Below are 18,904 nucleotides of genomic sequence, written 5' to 3' on the forward strand. Positions count from 1 at the left end.
ACACGCAATGCTTGGCAGAATCCACATCTGGTCATAACAATCTAAAGCATTCTTGTCTGCCAGCGCTTTTATAATTGCATGTTTTATGATACGTCAAAGGCAGGTGAATAGGGATTGAACAGTTATATTGTCAAACGCATACTTGTGCTGCTGCCTGTGCTGCTCGGCATGACTCTTATCGTCTTCTCCATCATTCATGCCATACCGGGTGACCCGGCGGAGACGATACTGGGGCAAAAGGCAACCGAACAGTCCAAGCAAGCCCTTCGGGACCAGCTCGGACTTGATAAACCATGGTTCCAGCAGTACTTCGCTTATCTTGGCGATCTGCTCCAAGGAGACTTGGGCACATCCATTCGCACCAAGGTGCCTATTGCCCAGGAAATCGTACCTTACCTGACAGCGACGCTTGAACTAACGATGGCGAGTATGCTATTTGCCGTCATTATTGGCGTTAATGCGGGGATCGTCAGCGCATGGAAGCATAACTCCTGGTTCGATTACTGCTGTATGGTTATTGCCTTGGTTGGTGTGTCGATGCCAATCTTCTGGCTGGGTCTGATGGAACAATGGCTGTTTGCCAACAAGTTGCACTGGCTGCCGTCCATTGGACGAATGAACGCACGTGATCCCGTTGATGCTATCACCGGTCTCTATGTACTGGATACGATGATTGCCGGGCGGTGGGATCAGCTGTGGACCGTAACCAAACATCTCATCCTGCCAAGTGTTGCGCTCGGAACCATTCCGATGGCCGTTATTGCTCGGATGACTCGCTCCAGCATGCTTGAGGTCATGAGTTCGGATTATATCCGCACCGCAAAGGCGAAGGGGCTTGGACCGTTTTTTGTCGTATATGGACATGCACTCAAAAATGCCTTTATCCCCGTCCTGACCGTTATCGGCATCCAAACCGGCTCTTTGCTCGGCGGCGCAGTCCTGACCGAAACGATCTTCGCTTGGCCTGGGGTGGGGCGCTATATATATGAAGCAATTAGTTCGAGGGATTATCCGGTGATCCAGAGTGGTATTCTGATCGTGGCCTTCTTTTTCGTATTAATCAACCTGATTGTCGACTTGCTCTACGCTGTGTTTGATCCGCGGATTAGCTATAAGTAGGACTCATTCTTCTTATCTTTCATTCATAGCTAAAGAAGGGAGACGCCGCATGGCCAAATTATCAACCAACACCGGACAATCCATAGAAGCAGCATCGGCACGTGCATCCGGTCCATGGCTGGAAGCCTGGAGAACATTTCGCCGCAATCGGCTGGCGCTCGCCGGACTGATCATTATTGTGTTTTTCATCCTGCTGGCTTTCCTTGCCCCATACATTTCTCCTTACGATTACAAGGAACAAGTGCTGACGGACCGGCTTCAGGCCCCTTCGGCAGAGCATTGGTTTGGTACCGACGATCTGGGGCGTGACGTATTTTCCCGAGTGCTTCATGGTGCGCGTATCTCCTTGTGGGTGGGCTTCTTCTCGGTGATCGGTTCCATTATTGCGGGAGCATTGCTTGGACTGGTTGCCGGGTTTTATGGAAAATGGGCAGATATGCTTATCTCACGTCTATTCGATATTCTGCTGGCCTTTCCGGGTATCCTGCTCGCGATTGCCATTGTGGCAATCCTCGGTCCCTCCCTGCAAAACGCCTTGCTCGCCATTGCCATCGTCAATATTCCGACCTACGGACGATTGGTGCGTTCGCGTGTACTTAGCTTGAGACAGGAGGAATTCATTACATCTGCCCGCACACTGGGCGCGAATAATATGCGTATTCTGTTTCGCCATATCCTGCCGAACAGCCTTACCCCGCTAATTGTGCAGGGAACGCTGGGCATCGGGACAGCCATTATTGAGGCGGCCGCACTTGGATTTCTGGGAATGGGGGCGCAACCGCCGGACCCGGAATGGGGTAAAATGCTCTCGGATTCGCGTCAGTTTTTGCAAAAAGCGCCGTGGACGCTTATCTTTCCCGGCCTTTCCATCATGCTGACAGTACTCGGCTTCAACCTGCTCGGGGATGGCTTGCGTGACACCCTTGATCCAAAGATGGTGAAGTAGATGAAGGAATGCGTTCCATTCCTTCATTGACCTACTTTTTTATCAGCTTATTAGCCAGGCTGACCATTTCAGCTACACCAATCAGAGAAAAGCCGGTTCGAACATGGATTCGAGCTGGCTTTTGTGTTGTCTGATGGATTACGTTAAAATCAAATATGCGCGTATAAACGAAGTGTTAATCCACCATTTTGTTAAAATAACGCCCGGCGTATTGACACCCAATTTTGCCATATGTTATATAAAAGAAAGGGTTTAGCACTCCGATCATCTGAGTGCTAACAAATGATGCTTTATACTACAGCGACTACATATGGAATGATTGTGTTTTTGAATATTCTTAAGGTGAACTCGGATAGGGCATGAGAGTGAAGGGCTAGACTAGATCTCGAAAAGTTCTTTGTTGACCTGCAGATCTTGCTGAACTACAAGCTTCAACTTTAATCTGGCTCTTGATACGATGCGAAGGTAGTGGAGGGGACGAAATCGATTCTGAAGAAGCGAAGCGCTCGCCTTTATCACCGGATTTTCCATTTAAGATAATGGATCAAAAAATCTGGGGATAACAGCGATCGGAAGAACGATTCGTAACCGGAACAGCTGTACGCACAATGTCATGCTTTTATTTCAAGATGAGCCATTAAGGTGGATCAGTATAATCCGGGGATAAGGGTAGTCGAGTTGTTTCTAGTTAAGTCACGTATTAGATGTAAATTCGACTTTGCTTCTATATTCAAATCAATCATTCTATATCCCAAATTGAAAGGAGAACACCCATTCATGGCCAAGAAACAGTTCCAGGCAGAATCCAAACGTTTGCTGGATATGATGATCAACTCCATCTATACCCAAAGAGAAATCTTTTTGAGAGAATTGATCTCCAACTCCAGTGACGCCATTGACAAAATATATTACAAAGCCCTTACCGACGATACGCTCGTCTTCAACAAAGAGGATTACTACATCAAGCTGACCATCGACAAAGAGAACCGTACGCTCACGTTGACCGATACCGGAATCGGGATGAGCCAGGAAGAGCTGGAGAACAATCTCGGGGTTATCGCGAAGAGCGGCTCGCTGGCGTTCAAAAAGGAAAACGAAGCCAAAGACGGCCATAACATCATCGGACAGTTCGGGGTTGGTTTCTACTCCGCGTTCATGGTGGCGGACAAGCTGACCGTGACGAGTAAAACGCTGGGCAGCAACGAAGCCTGGAGATGGGAGTCTGAAGGTGCGGATGGATACACGATCACTCCAGCTGAGAAAGATTCTGTGGGTACGGAAATCGTCCTGACGATTAAACCCAATACGGAAGAAGATTCGTATGATGAGTTTCTGGAAGAGTATCGCCTGAGATCCATCATCAAGAAATATTCAGATTTCATTCGTTACCCGATCAAGATGGATGTGACAAGTCAGCGTCCGAAGGAAGGTACGGAGAACGAGTTTGAGGAGTATAAAGAAGAGCAAACCGTGAACAGCATGGTGCCAATCTGGCGCAAAAACAAAAGCGAGCTGACCGAAGAAGATTACAACAACTTCTATATGGAAAAACGGTACGGTTTTGACAAACCGCTTAAACACCTGCACATCAGCGCGGACGGTGCCGTAGTATACAATGCAATTCTGTTTATTCCGGAGAGCACGCCATTTGATTACTATACCAAAGAGTACGAAAAAGGCCTGGAGTTGTACTCCAACGGTGTCCTGATCATGGATAAATGCGGCGATCTGTTGCCGGACTACTTCGGTTTTGTCAAAGGTATGGTTGATTCGGAAGACCTGTCCCTGAACATCTCCCGTGAAATGCTGCAGCATGACCGTCAGCTGAGCCTGATCGCGAAAAATATCAAAAACAAAATCAAGAGCCAACTGCAAAGCCTGCTGAAGGACGATCGCGAGAGCTATGAGAAGTTCTATCAAGCGTTTGGGCGTCAGTTGAAATATGGCGTATACAGCGATTATGGCGTGAACAAGGATACACTGCAGGATCTGCTGCTGTTCTCTTCTTCCAAAGAGAAAAAGCTGGTCAGCCTGGACGAGTACGTTTCCAGAATGCCGGAAGACCAGAAGTATATCTACTACGCATCGGGTGAGTCCATTGAGCGGATTGAGAAGCTGCCTCAGATCGAGGGTGTACTGGATAAAGGATATGAAGTGCTGTACTTCACCGAGGACATCGATGAATTCGCGATCAAAATGATCATGAACTACAAGGAGAAAGAGTTCAAATCCATCTCCAGCGGTGACCTGGGTATCGAAGACAGCGAGGATAAAGAGAAAAACGAAGCAGAAGACAACGACAACAAAGAGTTGTTCGAAGCGATGCAAGCACAGCTGGCAGGCAAAGTAAAAGCCGTCAAAGCTTCCAAACGCCTCAGAAGCCATCCGGTATGTTTGTCCACCGAAGGTGAACTGACCATCGAGATGGAGAAAATCCTGAAAGCCATGCCGAACAGCGAGAATGTACAGGCGGATAAGGTGCTGGAGATCAACGTCAACCATGATGTCTTCAAATCCCTGAAAGATGCTTACGCACAGGATAAGGAAAAATTGAGCCTGTACACTAGCCTGCTGTACCACCAGGCATTGCTGATCGAGGGCTTGCCAATCCAAGATCCGGTAGAGTTCACCAACGACATCTGCAAAGTGATGGTGTAATCGCATTACCGAGTTGAGTTTTTAAGTAGCGTGTAGTTTCACGCTATCAGCACTCTCTATAAGTAATAGGCCAGCAAGCGCAGCGCCTGACCATCTCCACCCGACAGGGCGATTCCGTCCCTGTCGATTTTTTATTTTCTCCCCTCCAAAGAAACAAATAGGAGACAGAGGATCATAGGAGTGCTGACTGCATGTGTGATGTCTAATCATGTGAGATCGGTTTTAATCCTTTTAGCCATTTAATGAAATCCATAAAGGTAAGCGGCGAAGTAGTGGAGGGGACGGAATCGATTCTGAAGAAGCGGAGCGGTCGCGTTTGTCTCCGGGTTTTCCCCTTGCCAAGGGAAATTCAGAAAACCTGGAGACGACAGCGATCGGAAGAACGATCCGTAACCGGAACGGCCACCGATGCTCATCAGTACTTTTCATCCTATCTTTTTTTGAATTATCGGAATGATCTCTGCAATACTCTGAATGGTTTCATATATTGATGTATTTCGATGTATTTTGATGTATATCATTATTCATTTAGGTGCACGGATGATAGTCTGTCGGGGTATAATAAAAGAAGAAGACTGTACATCACAAGTTGATGTGAGAAGAGATGACAATCACAGACAGGTTTTGCTTTTCGAAACGACGGATGTTGTGTATAATCACTCAAAATAGAGACAGTCGGCTAGGAGTGATCACATGCAATGGAACGATTTGAGAGAACATAGACAATATCCTGAACTTACCAAACTGGATGGAGCTCGTGCAGCGTATGAGCGGGACTATTCCAGACTGATTCATTCACCGACCTTCCGCCGGTTGCAGGGTAAATCCCAGGTGTTTGGGGCTGGAACAGGCGACTATTATCGCACACGGTTAACCCACTCCCTTGAGGTTGCGCAGATTGCGCGAGAGGCGGCAAGAAGCCTGCTTCGTCGTTACCCTCAAGTGGACTGGAGTCAGGCGGACAGCCCGGGGCTTATTATTGATTCGGAAGTGGTGGAATGTGCCGCAATCGCACATGATTTCGGACATCCGCCGTTTGGACATAAAGGGGAAGAAGTACTGGATGGTATATTGGATGACCTGATCAACACCGAGGTCAAGAAAATCATGAAGAAGAGCCGCGGGGCGAAATCGCCCCAGCAGGAGCCGGAGATTCGTGCAGAGCTGAAGCGGAAATATGAGCATTTTGAAGGCAATGCACATAACTTCCGTCTCATCATGTTCCTGGAGAAACGAGAGGACATCGATGGATTGAATCTGTCCGATGCGGTGCTGCTTGGAATCAACAAATATCCATACCCAGGTACGGAGAGCAAGAAGGGCATGTATCATCATGAGTGGCAATATATCCATGAGATTCGTAATCGTTGGAACATGCCGGCAGGCAAGAAGACGCTGGAAGCACAGCTCATGGACCTCTGTGACGATATTGCGTACTCTGCACACGATCTGGAGGATGGCATTAAGGCGGGCAAGATCGAAGTGCATGAGCATTTCCTGCAGGATCCGCACATTCATCGCCTGATTGTGGATAAGATTACTACACTCGAGGATCTGTTCTGGAATGGTTGGACGAGAGAGGCGATAGGGCAAAAGGTAGAAGAAGTGCTCGCTTCGTTCCTGCGTGTCTGGAATGAGAAGATGCCGTTCTGCGAGCATGATTACTCCCGTACCCGCCGCGAGGTCAAGGCATACTGGGTAAGCCTCTTTGTGGGCAGCCTGGGCGTAATTGACGACGGGGATTGGAAGAAGGTGACGTTTGTCCGTGAAGGTGCAGAGGATCTTGACATGCTGCGCACGGTGAGTGTGCTCAAGAGCTTTGCCTGGGTGACCATGATTCGTGATCTGCGCGTGCAGCGTCTGCAAAAACGCAGTGAATGGATGATTAAGCGCCTGTGGGATGCGTTCCTTGACCCGGAAACGTCCAAGTCCATCATTCCATCCGACTGGCTGCAGCGATATGAGAAGGATCAGGCGAAGGCTCATCCGATCTGGACATGGGAGCACATGGTGATTGATTATATTGCAGGCATGACGGATGCGTTTGCCGAGAAAATATACAATGAATTGTATGGCCTGAAGGTAGGTTCCATCTACGATCTGGACTAGAATAAGGAGTGAGAAGCTTGGATACAAACATCGGCACAGGCTCAAGTGAGCCGTTCAGTCTGGGCGTGCTCGACCTTGTGCCAAGGTTGAATGGAGCTGCAGCGGAAGAGGCTTTGCAGCAGGCCGTATCCTTGGCTCAACATGCCGAAGCCTGGGGATATACCCGGTACTGGACATCCGAGCATCATGATATGGAGGAACTTGCATCCGCATCGCCTGAAGTTCTTCTCTCGCATATTGGTGCGAGGACAGCAACCATTCAGCTGGGATCGGGTGCGGTGCTACTGCCGCATTACAGTCCGCTGAAGGTGGCCGAGTCGTTTCGGCTGCTGGCTACACTGTACCCAGGCAGAATTGAGTTGGGACTGGGACGCGCGCCTGGAGGTGGGCCGCATGCCACCATGGCGCTAAGCGGCAATTATTTGCAGCATGTGTCCAAATTGCCTGAATCACTCGCGGCACTTACTGAATTGCTCGAGGATCGGTACAGTTATGAGGAGCATCGGGTAACGGCACGTCCGATCCCTGAACTTCCCGTATCCCTGTGGATGCTGGGTACCAACGTCAAGAGTGCCGAGTTTGCCGCACGGTATGGCATGGGGTATGTATTTGGTCAGTTTATGAGTGATGCCGATGGTATGGAAGCAGTGAAGCGGTATCGGGATGGGTTTACCCCAAGTAAAACGATGAACGAACCGCAAGTGATGGTTGCGGTCAGTGCAATGTGTGCAGAGACAGAGGAGGAAGCTCGGGACTGGAGCCGTGAAATGGCAGATCGGCGCAGGCAGAGTGGACAAGATGCGCCAGCCCTGCACGCTGCCGAGAAGGAATCTAACTCTAGTACGGGTGGTCAGATCAACATTGAGAAGGGCGAGGGTGCGGACGAAGCACGTAAACATTTTGCAGGGACAGCGCCGCAGATCTGGGAACAATTCGGGCAGGTAAGCAAACGACTGGGGACGAATCAGTTTCTAGTGGTTACAGCCGGCCCTGATTACGAGCGAAGACTTGCGTCTTATCGGTTACTTGCCGAGTTTGGTAAAAACATGGTGAAGTGAATTAAGCAGCGCTTTTCCGGTTTTCATAGGATGTTCCTCACAATTTAACATGTTGAAGGGTTGCAGATCGGTATTCTCCGTATGCTGCAGCTCTTTTCCATTTTATCTCGCTGCATGCTTTCGGAAGTATGCCTATGACCTCATCGTGTATACGAGGCACAAGATTTTACAAAACGAAGCCTGTCTTAAACAAAATAATGTTATAATACTTTACGTCAGTTTACCCATAGATATATGATGAAAGAATATTTTGCAAGATGCCAAAAGAAGGGTAAAACCAAGACCAAAGAACTGAAAGTTCGGAGAATGTCCGAATCAGGCATAAGGGGGAAATCACATGTTCAGCAGATTCAAGATCAGGAGTATCGGTCTGCGTATCAGCATCGCGTTCTATTTGTTAATCCTCTGTTTAATTCTCCTAAGTGTCACCATTATTACCCGGTTGAACTCTATGGAAGCCAATACCAATGAGATTACGGGCAACTGGATGCCCTCGATTCAGCAAATCAATAGGTTGAACTATACCACCGAACATATTTTGTCATTGAGTTACCGGCACTTTGATGCTCCGGATGGAGACAAGGCTGAACTCGCTGAAGAGCGTACCAATTACATTCGCGAAACGGCACAGACGATCAAAATATACGATCAGCAGGAAAAGGCGACAGACGAACAGGAGCACTGGGATGCATTCAAGACGAAGTGGGCAGCTTACCTTAAGCTGAATACCCAAGCAATCAATTTGAGTGATCAAGGACAATCCCAACTGGCGAAGGAAGTTTCGGAAAAAGGGGCTGATTCCTTCGATGCCATGCAGGTCGATCTGGATTTTCTGGTCGAGTACAATCAGAATCAGTCGGATCTCTCGGCAGCACAAACCATCAGGTCAGTGCAGAATGGCCGAATGATTATTATTGTAGGGGTGCTGATCATGATTGCGATCACGGCGATTGCGATTCCGATTATCCGTTCGCAGGTTGTGAAACCGCTGCTCCGGGTTATTAGTGCAGTGAAGCTGATTGCAGAAGGCCAATTGAATGTGCAGGATATACATACCAAGCACGAAGATGAAGTGGGGCTCTTGGCTAAAGCGGTAAACACGATGAAAGGGAATCTGACTTCCATGGTGCTGAATGTCAGACGTGTTGCCGAAGCGGTGAATCGCCAGAGCAACGAGCTGGCCATTTCCTCGGAAGAAGTCAAAATTGGAAGTCAGCAGATTGCCATCACGATGGAAGAGTCAGCCAAGGCTGCAGAGAGCCAGGCCGTAACGGCCGTTGAATCAGCACGTGCGGTTGAGGGATTGAACGATCATATTCAGCAGCATGCCAATCAAGGGAGCAAGCTTAGTGCGATGTCAGAACGTGTGCTGGAGCAGGGATTGAATGGACGTAAGGCGATGGAGCAATCGGTGCAGCAAATGCAGCAAATCTCCGGGGCTGTCTCGGCTTCGATGGAGCGGATGGAGCAGCTCAACCGTAAAAACGAGGATATTTCCAAGCTCGTCCAAGTGATTCGTGACATCGCAAGGCAGACCAACCTGCTGGCATTGAATGCTTCCATTGAGGCAGCCCGCGCTGGAGAGAGTGGTCGCGGGTTCGCCGTGGTCGCAGCCGAGGTTCGGAAGTTATCGGAAGCGGTGCAGACTTCAGTGGAGGAAATTACAGTGATTACGGAAGATATCCAGCAGGATTCCCAGGGAGTTGTTGCTGAATTGCGTACAGGTGTCCGGGAGACTGAACTGGGGCAAGAGCATGTGCGAACTTCGGGTAATTTGTTCCGGAATATTAATGAATCCGTAGAGGAAATGGTTCACGTGATCGGCACGATGACAGCTGGGTTGGAAGGCATGCAGGATGCAAGTGGACGCATGAATGATTTCAGCCAACAGATCTCGGCAGTATCGGAACAATCTGCGGCAAGCGTAGAGGAAGTTTCGGCTTCAGCTGAAGAACAGGTAAGCTCCATGGAAACGATTAGCGGCAGCATTCAATCATTGAAGGAATTGTCGGATGACCTGCTTACTTCCATCGAGAAATTAAAAATATAAACCTTCTTCTTATAATAGAAGAAACATGAAGGACGGCTGCAATTTTGACTGAAATCTATTCGACCGACATCACAAGGAGTTCAATCAACCAAGATTACATCTATACGTTTGCCTGTCATGAGAATGAGCGTGAATTATGCTCGCTCGAGCTCCATACACTGGTTGGTTCCAGACTGGAAATGAATTCGGATTTACGCTCATATGTCCGGTCTAATATATGCATTCCACCAGTCAGAAGCCCATTTATTCATGGAAGGCTGGACGTGATATCGGAAGCAGAGACCGTGAAGGATCTGCTTCCGACTGCAGCAAAGATTGAATTGCTTCCGGAAGAGACGTTTAAGGTGGTATGTTTGAAAGAAGGAGACCATATGCCTGATTATGAACATTCCCGTCAGCTGGAAAGAGAAGTAGGAATGTGCATTAAGGGCAAGGCGCAGATGAAGCGCCCAAAAGTGACCTTTGGACTAATTCGAACAGGTAGAAAATGGATCTTGGGTCGGTGGACAGAAGCGGATCGATCGTGGCAACGCCATCAGCAGAAGCCGCAAAATTACTCCACTGGTTTCGGAGTTGCGCTGGCCAGATCTCTCGTTAACATTGCCGTACCGAACATTCTGAACCAGCGGCTGCTCGATCCATGCTGCGGCATGGGTACCGTAGTCATTGAAGCACTCTCCATGGGAATTGAGGCGAGAGGGAACGACCTGAATCCGCTGGCCATTCAGGGAGCGCGCATCAATCTGCCGCACTTTGGTTATGATCCGGCTTGCCTTACACTGGGTGACATGAATGAATTAGACGGATCTTACGACGCAGCGATTTTGGATATGCCCTACAATCTCTGTTCCGTCCTCCCGGATGAAGACCAGCGCATCATGCTGACAAGTCTGCGCAGGCTGGCGAAACGGGCTGTAGTTGTATCCACGGAATGGGTGGAAGAGCATTTGCTTGCAGCAGGGTGGGAAGTGGATCAGTATTGCGCTGTGCGTAAAGGCACGTTTATACGTCACGTTTGGTTATGCACATAGTTATATAGTAGAAGAAAACCTCCAACTCGGAAGAAATGATTTCCGGGTGTGGAGGTTTTTTTATATCCATTTTTAGAAATAATGATAAGGCATTTGTACAATTGTGCATGGAAAATGGAGGGCGAATTAGTATTTATGACTATAGTCGACCAGGTTGAGCGGCAGTGTCTTGCCCGCCAGGTAAGCTTCCAGATTTTCCACAAAAATATCAAGTGCCCGATCCGTATATTGCTCCGTACTTCCCGCGATATGGGGGGTAATTAACACATTGTCCTTTTGCCATAATGGATGCTCAGCAGGAAGGGGTTCTTCTTCAAAAACGTCCAGCGCAGCATAGGCGACCTGGCCGCTATCCAGTGCACGCATCAGCGCTTCAGTGTCTGCACTTGGACCTCGTCCTACATTGACGAAGCAGGAGCCTGTCTTGAAATGTTCAAATGCGGTTTGATCATACAAATGATGGGTTTCGTCTGTGAGGGGCAAAATGTTAATGACATAATCACCTTTGCCCAAAGCTTCATGCAGTCCGGACATATCGTACATGTGATCGACATTAGGAACGTCTTTGCCGGACCGGCGAACCCCGATGACATTCATGCCAAACGCCTTGAGAATACGGGCAGCTTCGGTGCCGATCTCTCCTACTCCAACAATGACAGCCGTTTTGCCGTGCAGCTCTGGCAGTGGTTTTCCAGGATTTTTCCATTCGGCTTGCTGTTGATGAAGCATGGCTTGTCTCAGCCAGCGGCTGTGCGATAACATCATGCCTACAATAATTTCAGTGATCGGGATGGCATGTACGCCATTGGCACTGGTCACCTGAATATTTTTTTGTTCCAAATCCGAGAAGGGGAGGTTATCCACACCTGCGGACCAGACCTGTACCCACTTCAGAAGGCTGTCCTTCTTCAGGGCATGTTCTGTGACGAGTGGAGACCAGCCAACAATAATTTCGGCTTCTGTTAACGCAGCAGGGTCAATCTCCTTGGCTTTGCTGACGGTCAGCGTATAGCCGGGTGCGGCGTCTAAAATGCGCTGCTGCTGTTCCGTAGATAAAGATGGAAAACATACAATTTTACCCATAGTGTGTAACCTCCTGAATTCAATTGAGTTGTGAGATAAGTGTAGCAGATTTGAGAAGATGCTGCAGAAAGGCAGGAGTGCAGCCTCATGTGCGAGTGCTGACATTTGTGTCAATCTATAATTACCCAACTTGAAACAGGACATATGATTATGAAATAATAGAACGAACTTTAGAGAGGTGTATACGATGATGAATAACTATTCATATACGGATCTACCATCACGGCGGGAAAGATTATTTACGGCGATACGTCTCCCGGCAGCTATTCAGGAATCCCTTCAACTCGATGCAGGAATGGTGAAGAACGGACTCGATTTTCGCAAATGGACAGACCATCGGGATTACCATATCACGCTGCAATTTCTGGGAGATACACTGGTGAGTGATATCGGTCATCTGCGGAAAGCGCTGCGCATGGCGAGTACTGGAATTCAGCCGTTTGAACTGCAAACTTCCGGGTGGGGTACTTTTGGTCTGAAAGATGCTCCGAAGGTGTTGTGGAGGGGTGTGGACGGCGAGCTGGAGTCTTTGAATCTTCTTCACAAACGGATCGTGGAGGCCACATCCACACTTGGATATGAAGCAGAGCTGAGACCTTACTCGCCGCACATTACCATAGCACGCAAATTTCTGGGTTTAGCCCCAGGAAATGAAGATAAAGGTATTTATGGGGTGCTTCCGGAACATTCCTTGGGTGCTAAATCATGGATTGTGGAGGACTTTGTACTTTATGTGACCAGGCTGGGACAATCGCCGATGTATGAGGTTGTGGATACGTTTTCATTTTCCTGAAACATGTTTTTATGACATAAAATCACATTGACATTACGTTTATCCCTATGTAATATTAGCCATCGTTATTCAAATTCTTTTTTTTGGGTTACTTAGTTAAGGGAATTGTTGCGACAGGAGGAATCTTACGAATGGATATTATAAGCAAGAATCGTTGGGTAGCACCGATGTTATCTGTGCTGCTTGTATGTATAGTGGGGGTTAATGTAGTTCAGGCAACTGGGAAATGGAACGAGGCAAGTGATAGTAAACAGATGACCGATCTGGCAGCTTCTGTGCAAAATAGCGCATCATCTTCTTCTGCTGGGGACAGGCGAATGATGTCAGACGGGACAAGTCTGTCTGCTGATTCATCGATTCATACGGCAAACTGGACGGCTTCACTGCCAGCCAAGGACTGGCTTACGGCTGCTCAGGAAGAACAGGAATTGAAGGAAGCCAAGGCCAAGCATAAGGCTAGAGCTGCTGCTGCGGCCAAAGCCAAAAAAGAAGCTGCCCTTAAATTGGCCAAAATAGAGAAGGCCAAAGCGGCTGCTGCTGTAACAACTCCCCCCCAAAAACTTTACTTTACGCGGACTGAGCTTTTGAACCAGGAGGACTCAAAACTTGCAACCTGGTCATACAGTGTGTCCGATAAAGAGCTGCTTCTGCTGCAAAAAATCGTCATGGCAGAGGCGGAAGGTGAACCGTACGAAGGCAAAGTGGCAGTTGCCAATGTTGTCTTAAACCGGCTGCGGTCAGCCAATTTTCCCGATACTATTTATAAGGTAATCTATCAGAAGTCTCAATTCAGCCCGGTAGCCAACGGACGTCTGAAGCGTGTAGTTCCCAATGAGGACAGCGTGAAGGCAGTGAACGCTGCACTGAATGGACAGAAGGAAGTCGCTGATGATACGTATTATTTCTTGTCATTGACGCTTGCCGATGATCTGACGGTTGCCCATTCGAAGAAAAAAGTGAAAACGATCGGTCATCATACTTTTTACAAGTAATTGATCTGAAAATTCTGCAAACAGGCAGGGTAGTTAATGTATTTACATTAAACGAACCTTTGAAAACACCTGAAACAGAGTTTTATTTCGGTATTTACATGGATCTCTTTCCTTTAAATTACCCTTTTTTCTGGTAAAACATACGCTTATTTTAAATGAAATTGAAGAAGGTTCCCTTCCAAAATGAGAAGGGAACCTTTTCTGCATGCATTTCGTTTCAAATGAGTGAATGTTAATCAAAGGACATGTCTATCCACATTCAACACCCTCCCAGAAGAGCTCCAAGGGCCCTTAGAGGCCTTAAAATGGGATTCTGGTACCTGACAGCGTCGTGGCAGGAATTCCGGCTTTGAAGCGTTCCTTGAGCGTGGAGGGGAACTCAGCTGCACCCGGGCATAATAATTCGTGAACAGCCTGTGCACAGGACGTTGGGTCATAGGACGGTCTGCTCCACGGTTTGCGTACAACTTTCAGCTGGCTTTCAGCTTCACTCGGTGCTTTTGTGCCGTCACACAGCTCTCTGAACCTTGTGGTAATAACGTCTGCTGAATGTATGACCTGGCCGTATCCGGCTTGTACAAAATACTCACAATTCTCTTCTTCCTGGCCTGGAAGTGGTGGAATAAACAACATCGGCAGCCCTTTAGCCAGAGCCTCTGTGCAAGTCATGCCGCCCGGTTTCGTAATAAGCACGTCCGATACGTCCATCAGCTTGCTGACTTCCCTGGTGTAACCGAGAATGCGGATGTTCGGATGCTGGAAGCAAGCCATCTCTTTCATCTTGGAGATCATCTTCTCGTTGCTTCCAAGGCAAAAAACGAGCTGCACCCGATCGGCCCAGGAGGTTAATAGTTTCATATGTTCTTCATCAAAGGAAAGCCCCCATCCACCGCCCATAAGCAGTGCCGTAGGCATATCCTTCAGCCCCATTTCCTCACGTAACCGTACTTTGTCACCTGCTTCCCAAAAATCAGGATGCACGGGAATTCCCGTAACCTGAATTCGAGAGGGGTCGACTCCCCGAATTTCAAGTAATGCCTTAACCTGCGGGGTAGAGACCAAATACTGATTTACTTCAGGATTGATCCATGTACCGTGCACATCGTAATCTGTAATGACTGTATACAGCGGTATGTTTAGTCCCTGCCGTTTCAGCCTTGAAATGACCGCATTCGGAAAGGGATGGGTACAGATTACCGCATCCGGCTTCAACTGGGATACGACCTGCGCCGTCTGAGTATAGAAAATCCGATGCAAAGCGAGTTTGGTAAATCCGTTCAACGATTTATTATATTGTGTCCGATACAGCATGCTGACGAGTTTGGGCTGGACGGATAGTGTTTTTCGATAGGCGGAAAAAATAAGCGGAGCTACCGTCGGATTCAGGAATTTGCCAAGCTCGATAACGCGGCTATGGACGTGTGGACTGACCTTTTTGATGCCGCTTGCCAGCGCATGTGCGGCCTGGGTGTGACCGGTGCCGAAACCTTCGGATAATAAGAGCACTCTTGGTTTTCGCATGAGTTCACCTTTATTCATAAGTTTAAATTTGATAAGTTCACCGTTCTGCCGTACCCTTCAATACATGAATATACAGCGAAACGGAAAATCATGTTCATTCCATAAATATTTACACGAAAGTTGATGTTCTGAGACAGCCCATCTTCGTTTAATCCGTATTATTGGAACCATCATACACTATAGACGACGAATGAATCACTTTCCACTGCATTTCGGTTAAAATAAATTAACACAAATTTGAAATGTTAGGGTTGCAATCTGTTGACGAAGGTGATAATGTAAGTTTTGACCAAGTGACCAAATTGTATTTTTGGTCATTTTATAAGTGAAAATCAGTGAAGGAGGGGATATGATGGCTCCGATTGACCGGAGGCAGCAGGTCATTCATGCAGCAGCTCAGTCGTTCGCCATGTTTGGATACAAAGCTACCACGATGGATCAGGTAGCCAAGATAGCGAATGTAGGCAAAGGGACAATTTACACTTTTTTTACGAACAAGGAGCAGCTGTTTGATCAGATTCTGGTGGAAGTGATCCAGGAAATGAAAAATATTGCCCATCGTGAAGTGCGTCAGGAAAGTGCCTTTTTTGATAACCTGTTTCGTGTGCTGGATTCATTGCTGGAATTCCGACGTGATCATGAACTATTGGTGAAGCTATCCCAGGAACTTAAGGATTTTGGAACACTTCAGGCCAAGGAGGGTCTGGACAAGGTGGAGAAGGTCATTTCCGATTTCTTGTCCAAGGAGCTGGAGAAAGCCAGAGACAGCGGTGAGATTCGGGATTGTGATCCGCAAGTCGTGGCCTTTATGATGATCCGTCTGTATATAGCGCTCACCTCGGATTGGAATAAACAGCACGAACCGCTCAGCAAAGAGGAAATCAAAAATTACTTTCGTCTTTTCTTAATGGAAGGAATTGCTGCCGTCATGTAGTTTCCAAATTTCTCTACTATAATATAGGGAGAATGTGGAGTGTCTTTTTTGCTTGAAGGCAGTGAGGCTTGCCGAGAGGCAGGTTTGTTTTTTGTCCTGAATTGACCGTTTGAGGAAAGTGGTCAGTTCGTATTTCAGCAAATTTCTGATTTTATTCACATGTTTACATCAAGTTAGTTCCTGCTCGTGAAGCAGAGAGTTAGGGGAGAAAATGACATGAAATCTTTATCCGTGTTTTTCAAGGATGTGGGATCGGCCGTGAGAAACCCGAAGGTGTTGATCCCCGTCATTGCAGTAATGTTTATTCCGATCCTGTATAGCGGCATTTATCTGGCTGCCTATTGGGACCCGTATGGTCATGTTGACCAGATGCCGGTTGCTGTCGTCAACCTCGACAAGGGAGCAGAGCTTGAAGGCAAATCCTTGCAGGTGGGCGACGATCTGGTGGATGAGCTGAAGAAAAATAAAGATTTTGAATGGGAATTCGTTAATGCATCTCAGGCCAAAGAGGGTATGCAGAACGACAAGTATTATATGCAAATTACGATTCCTGAAAATTTCTCTTCCCAGGCCACCACGCTGCTGGATGATCAACCGCAGCCAGCTGAACTGATCTACGAACCGAACGGCAATTACAGCTTCGTAGGTGCACAGATCGGCAAGACGGCAATCAAGGATCTTAAGGCGAAGGTATCTGCCAAGGTGACAGAGGCCTATGCCGAAACGCTGCTCGACAAGTTCTCCGAAGTATCTGACGGACTGGCGGAAGCCGGCGATGGTGCGGGCGAACTGAATACGGGGGCAGGCAAACTGGATGATGGTGCGGTCAAGCTGAAAGACAATTTGGCCAAACTGGCATCCGGAACACTTGAGCTTCAGGATGGACTATCTCCATTGAGCGATGGCGTTGATGCACTGCATACCGGGGCCACCCAGCTGGAAAGCGGCACAACCAGTCTGGTATCCGGTCTTCAACAGCTGCAGGCTGCAGCCTCGGATCAGCTTCAAAGCGGAGCAGACCAGTTGAAGGATGGCAGTGACAAGCTGCAGGCTGGTCTTCAATCATCACTTGATGGCACAGGCAAGCTGCAGGCAGGTCTTCAATCATCCGAACAAGGCAGTGCGAAGCTGTCTGAAGGTTTGCAAAGTGCAGTGCAGGGTAGTGGAGCTCTGGCGTCAGGCTTACAGTCTGCCGTGGATGGAAGCAGTAAAGTTGCGGACGGTGCCCAAGGTGTGGCGGACGGTTTGAAACAGCTGGCTGCATCTAATCCGGAGCTGGCTGCAAGTGAGGATGTTCAGAAGCTGCTGGCAGCCAGTGAGGCTGTGGCAGAAGGCAGCGCACAGCTGCACGAGAGTGAACAAAAGCTGGCGCAAGGTGCGAATCAGCTTCACGAGGGCAACCAGCAGCTTGCAGCAGGTGCGACAGAGCTTCACGGTGGACAACAGCAGCTGCTGGCTGGAGCCAACCAGCTGGTTGATGGACAGCAGCAGCTGCTCGCTGGAGCCAATCAGCTTAGCGAAGGCGGAGCGAAGCTCTCTGACGGCCTGAAGCAGTTTAGCGGCAAGTTGGGTGAAGCTGCAAGCGGCGGCACTCAGCTGGTGAATGGGGCCAAACAACTTGGCACAGGCACAAGTGCCTTGCAAACCGGCGTTGGCAAGCTGAGCGGTGGTGTGAGTTCGCTGACAGACGGTTCCAAACAGCTTGGTGATGGTGCAGGCGAATTGGCTAATGGTTTGACTGAGCTTAAAGACGGATCAAGTGAACTGGCAACCAAGCTGAATGATGCCGCTCAGAAAACGTCTGAAGTGAAGAAAACCGATGACGTGGTCAACATGTTTGCTGAACCGATTAACTCAGCTGAGAATGAAGCAGAATCCGTGTCCAATTACGGTACAGGATTGACGCCATTCTTCCTGTCCATTGGATTGTTTGTCGGATCCCTTATCTCGACCATTATTTTGAAAATGCGTGATACATCCGTACCGGGTGCTTCTGGCTGGAGCCGTTTTGTAAGCCGTACACTCGTATTTGGTTCCATGAGCATTTTCCAATCGGTTATCGTTGCCAGCTTTATGCTGTATGGTCTTGGTCTGGAAACGCACAGTGTAGGACTGTTCTATCTGTTCACGATTATTACGGGGCTAACGTTCATGTTGATTGTTCAGGCGCTTGTTACCTGGCTTGATCTGCCTGGACGCTATGTGGTCATTCTGCTGCTGGTATTCCAGCTTGCGGCAAGTGCAGGAACCTTCCCGGTAGAACTGATTCCGTCCTGGCTCCAGGCATTTAGCCCATGGTTACCGATGACGCATAGCATTATGGGCTTCAAAGCAGTCGTGTCCAGTGGCAACTTCGATGTGATGTGGCATCAGGCTGGAATTCTGGCTATCTATGCAGGGGTATCCATTCTGTTGACGCTGGCGTACTTCCTCTGGAGTGGCCGTCGTCCGAAAAAAGAGGCTGAAATGACTGATTCGGCCGAATCGGGTCAAGTTGTGACAGCATAAGTCTGAAGTCATGCAGAGTAATGGCTTGGATGGAAAAATAAAGTTTGGTATCCAGTATCAAAATTATGCAACATAGTAGTCAAAAAGTGCAAAGAGCTTGTG

General features: G+C 48.3%; 13 protein-coding genes. 11 read left to right on the forward strand and 2 right to left on the reverse strand.

All coding sequences use genetic code 11. The features are described 5' to 3' along the window. The first annotated feature begins 114 nt into the window (after window positions 1-114). The 7 genes from AC3RCI_RS05930 to AC3RCI_RS05960 all read left to right on the forward strand — a co-directional run bounded on the left by AC3RCI_RS05930 (window position 115) and on the right by AC3RCI_RS05960 (window position 10,971). Entirely contained in the window at window positions 115-1,119 is a 1,005-nt protein-coding gene (locus AC3RCI_RS05930; RefSeq protein ID WP_095360724.1) for an ABC transporter permease, read from the forward strand. Between the two features lie 49 nt (window positions 1,120-1,168). Beyond that, window positions 1,169-2,065, forward strand: coding sequence for a nickel transporter permease (gene nikC / locus AC3RCI_RS05935; protein WP_492527996.1), 897 nt, complete (start codon window positions 1,169-1,171; stop codon window positions 2,063-2,065). Window positions 2,066-2,842: 777 nt separating this feature from the next. After that, a complete protein-coding gene (gene htpG, locus AC3RCI_RS05940; protein ID WP_336781143.1) occupies window positions 2,843-4,723 on the forward strand; it encodes a molecular chaperone HtpG in 1,881 nt (626 codons plus the stop codon). Window positions 4,724-5,416: 693 nt separating this feature from the next. After that, on the forward strand, window positions 5,417-6,832 hold the full coding sequence (locus tag AC3RCI_RS05945) for a deoxyguanosinetriphosphate triphosphohydrolase family protein (protein WP_347382372.1): 1,416 nt from the start codon (window positions 5,417-5,419) through the stop codon (window positions 6,830-6,832). A gap of 17 nt (window positions 6,833-6,849) precedes the next feature. After that, window positions 6,850-7,890 (forward strand): MsnO8 family LLM class oxidoreductase, encoded by a 1,041-nt coding sequence (locus tag AC3RCI_RS05950; RefSeq protein ID WP_492527998.1) that lies wholly within the window; start codon window positions 6,850-6,852, stop codon window positions 7,888-7,890. Window positions 7,891-8,227: 337 nt separating this feature from the next. Beyond that, window positions 8,228-9,940, forward strand: a complete 1,713-nt coding sequence (locus AC3RCI_RS05955) for a methyl-accepting chemotaxis protein (RefSeq protein WP_492528000.1) — start codon at window positions 8,228-8,230, stop codon at window positions 9,938-9,940. Window positions 9,941-10,008: 68 nt separating this feature from the next. Beyond that, the gene (locus tag AC3RCI_RS05960; RefSeq protein WP_492529814.1) at window positions 10,009-10,971 is read left to right on the forward strand and encodes a TRM11 family SAM-dependent methyltransferase; all 963 of its coding nucleotides are present in this window, start codon (window positions 10,009-10,011) and stop codon (window positions 10,969-10,971) included. Between the two features lie 126 nt (window positions 10,972-11,097). Here the strand turns inward: AC3RCI_RS05960 and AC3RCI_RS05965 are convergent, their stop codons facing one another. Continuing rightward, window positions 11,098-12,054 carry a D-2-hydroxyacid dehydrogenase gene (locus AC3RCI_RS05965; protein ID WP_492528002.1) on the reverse strand — a complete coding sequence of 319 codons (957 nt, stop codon included), beginning with the start codon at window positions 12,052-12,054 and terminating at the stop codon, window positions 11,098-11,100. Window positions 12,055-12,241: 187 nt separating this feature from the next. Here AC3RCI_RS05965 and thpR point away from each other — a divergent pair, with 187 nt between their 5' ends. Then, the gene (gene thpR / locus AC3RCI_RS05970) at window positions 12,242-12,847 is read left to right on the forward strand and encodes an RNA 2',3'-cyclic phosphodiesterase (protein ID WP_336781136.1); all 606 of its coding nucleotides are present in this window, start codon (window positions 12,242-12,244) and stop codon (window positions 12,845-12,847) included. A 131-nt stretch (window positions 12,848-12,978) separates the two neighbouring features. After that, window positions 12,979-13,839 (forward strand): cell wall hydrolase, encoded by an 861-nt coding sequence (locus tag AC3RCI_RS05975; RefSeq protein ID WP_095288975.1) that lies wholly within the window; start codon window positions 12,979-12,981, stop codon window positions 13,837-13,839. A gap of 300 nt (window positions 13,840-14,139) precedes the next feature. Here AC3RCI_RS05975 and AC3RCI_RS05980 read toward each other — a convergent pair whose 3' ends face one another. After that, complete coding sequence (locus AC3RCI_RS05980; protein WP_492528004.1) at window positions 14,140-15,360, reverse strand: MGDG synthase family glycosyltransferase; 1,221 nt, start codon at window positions 15,358-15,360, stop codon at window positions 14,140-14,142. A 352-nt stretch (window positions 15,361-15,712) separates the two neighbouring features. Here AC3RCI_RS05980 and AC3RCI_RS05985 point away from each other — a divergent pair, with 352 nt between their 5' ends. Together AC3RCI_RS05985 and AC3RCI_RS05990 are read left to right on the forward strand one after the other, a co-directional pair. Next, window positions 15,713-16,294 (forward strand): TetR family transcriptional regulator, encoded by a 582-nt coding sequence (locus AC3RCI_RS05985; RefSeq protein ID WP_154892652.1) that lies wholly within the window; start codon window positions 15,713-15,715, stop codon window positions 16,292-16,294. A 216-nt stretch (window positions 16,295-16,510) separates the two neighbouring features. Further along, window positions 16,511-18,802, forward strand: a complete 2,292-nt coding sequence (locus tag AC3RCI_RS05990; RefSeq protein WP_492528006.1) for a YhgE/Pip family protein — start codon at window positions 16,511-16,513, stop codon at window positions 18,800-18,802. Window positions 18,803-18,904: the final 102 nt, after the last annotated feature.

The sequence above is a fragment of the Paenibacillus sp. MT124 genome (assembly GCF_058792755.1).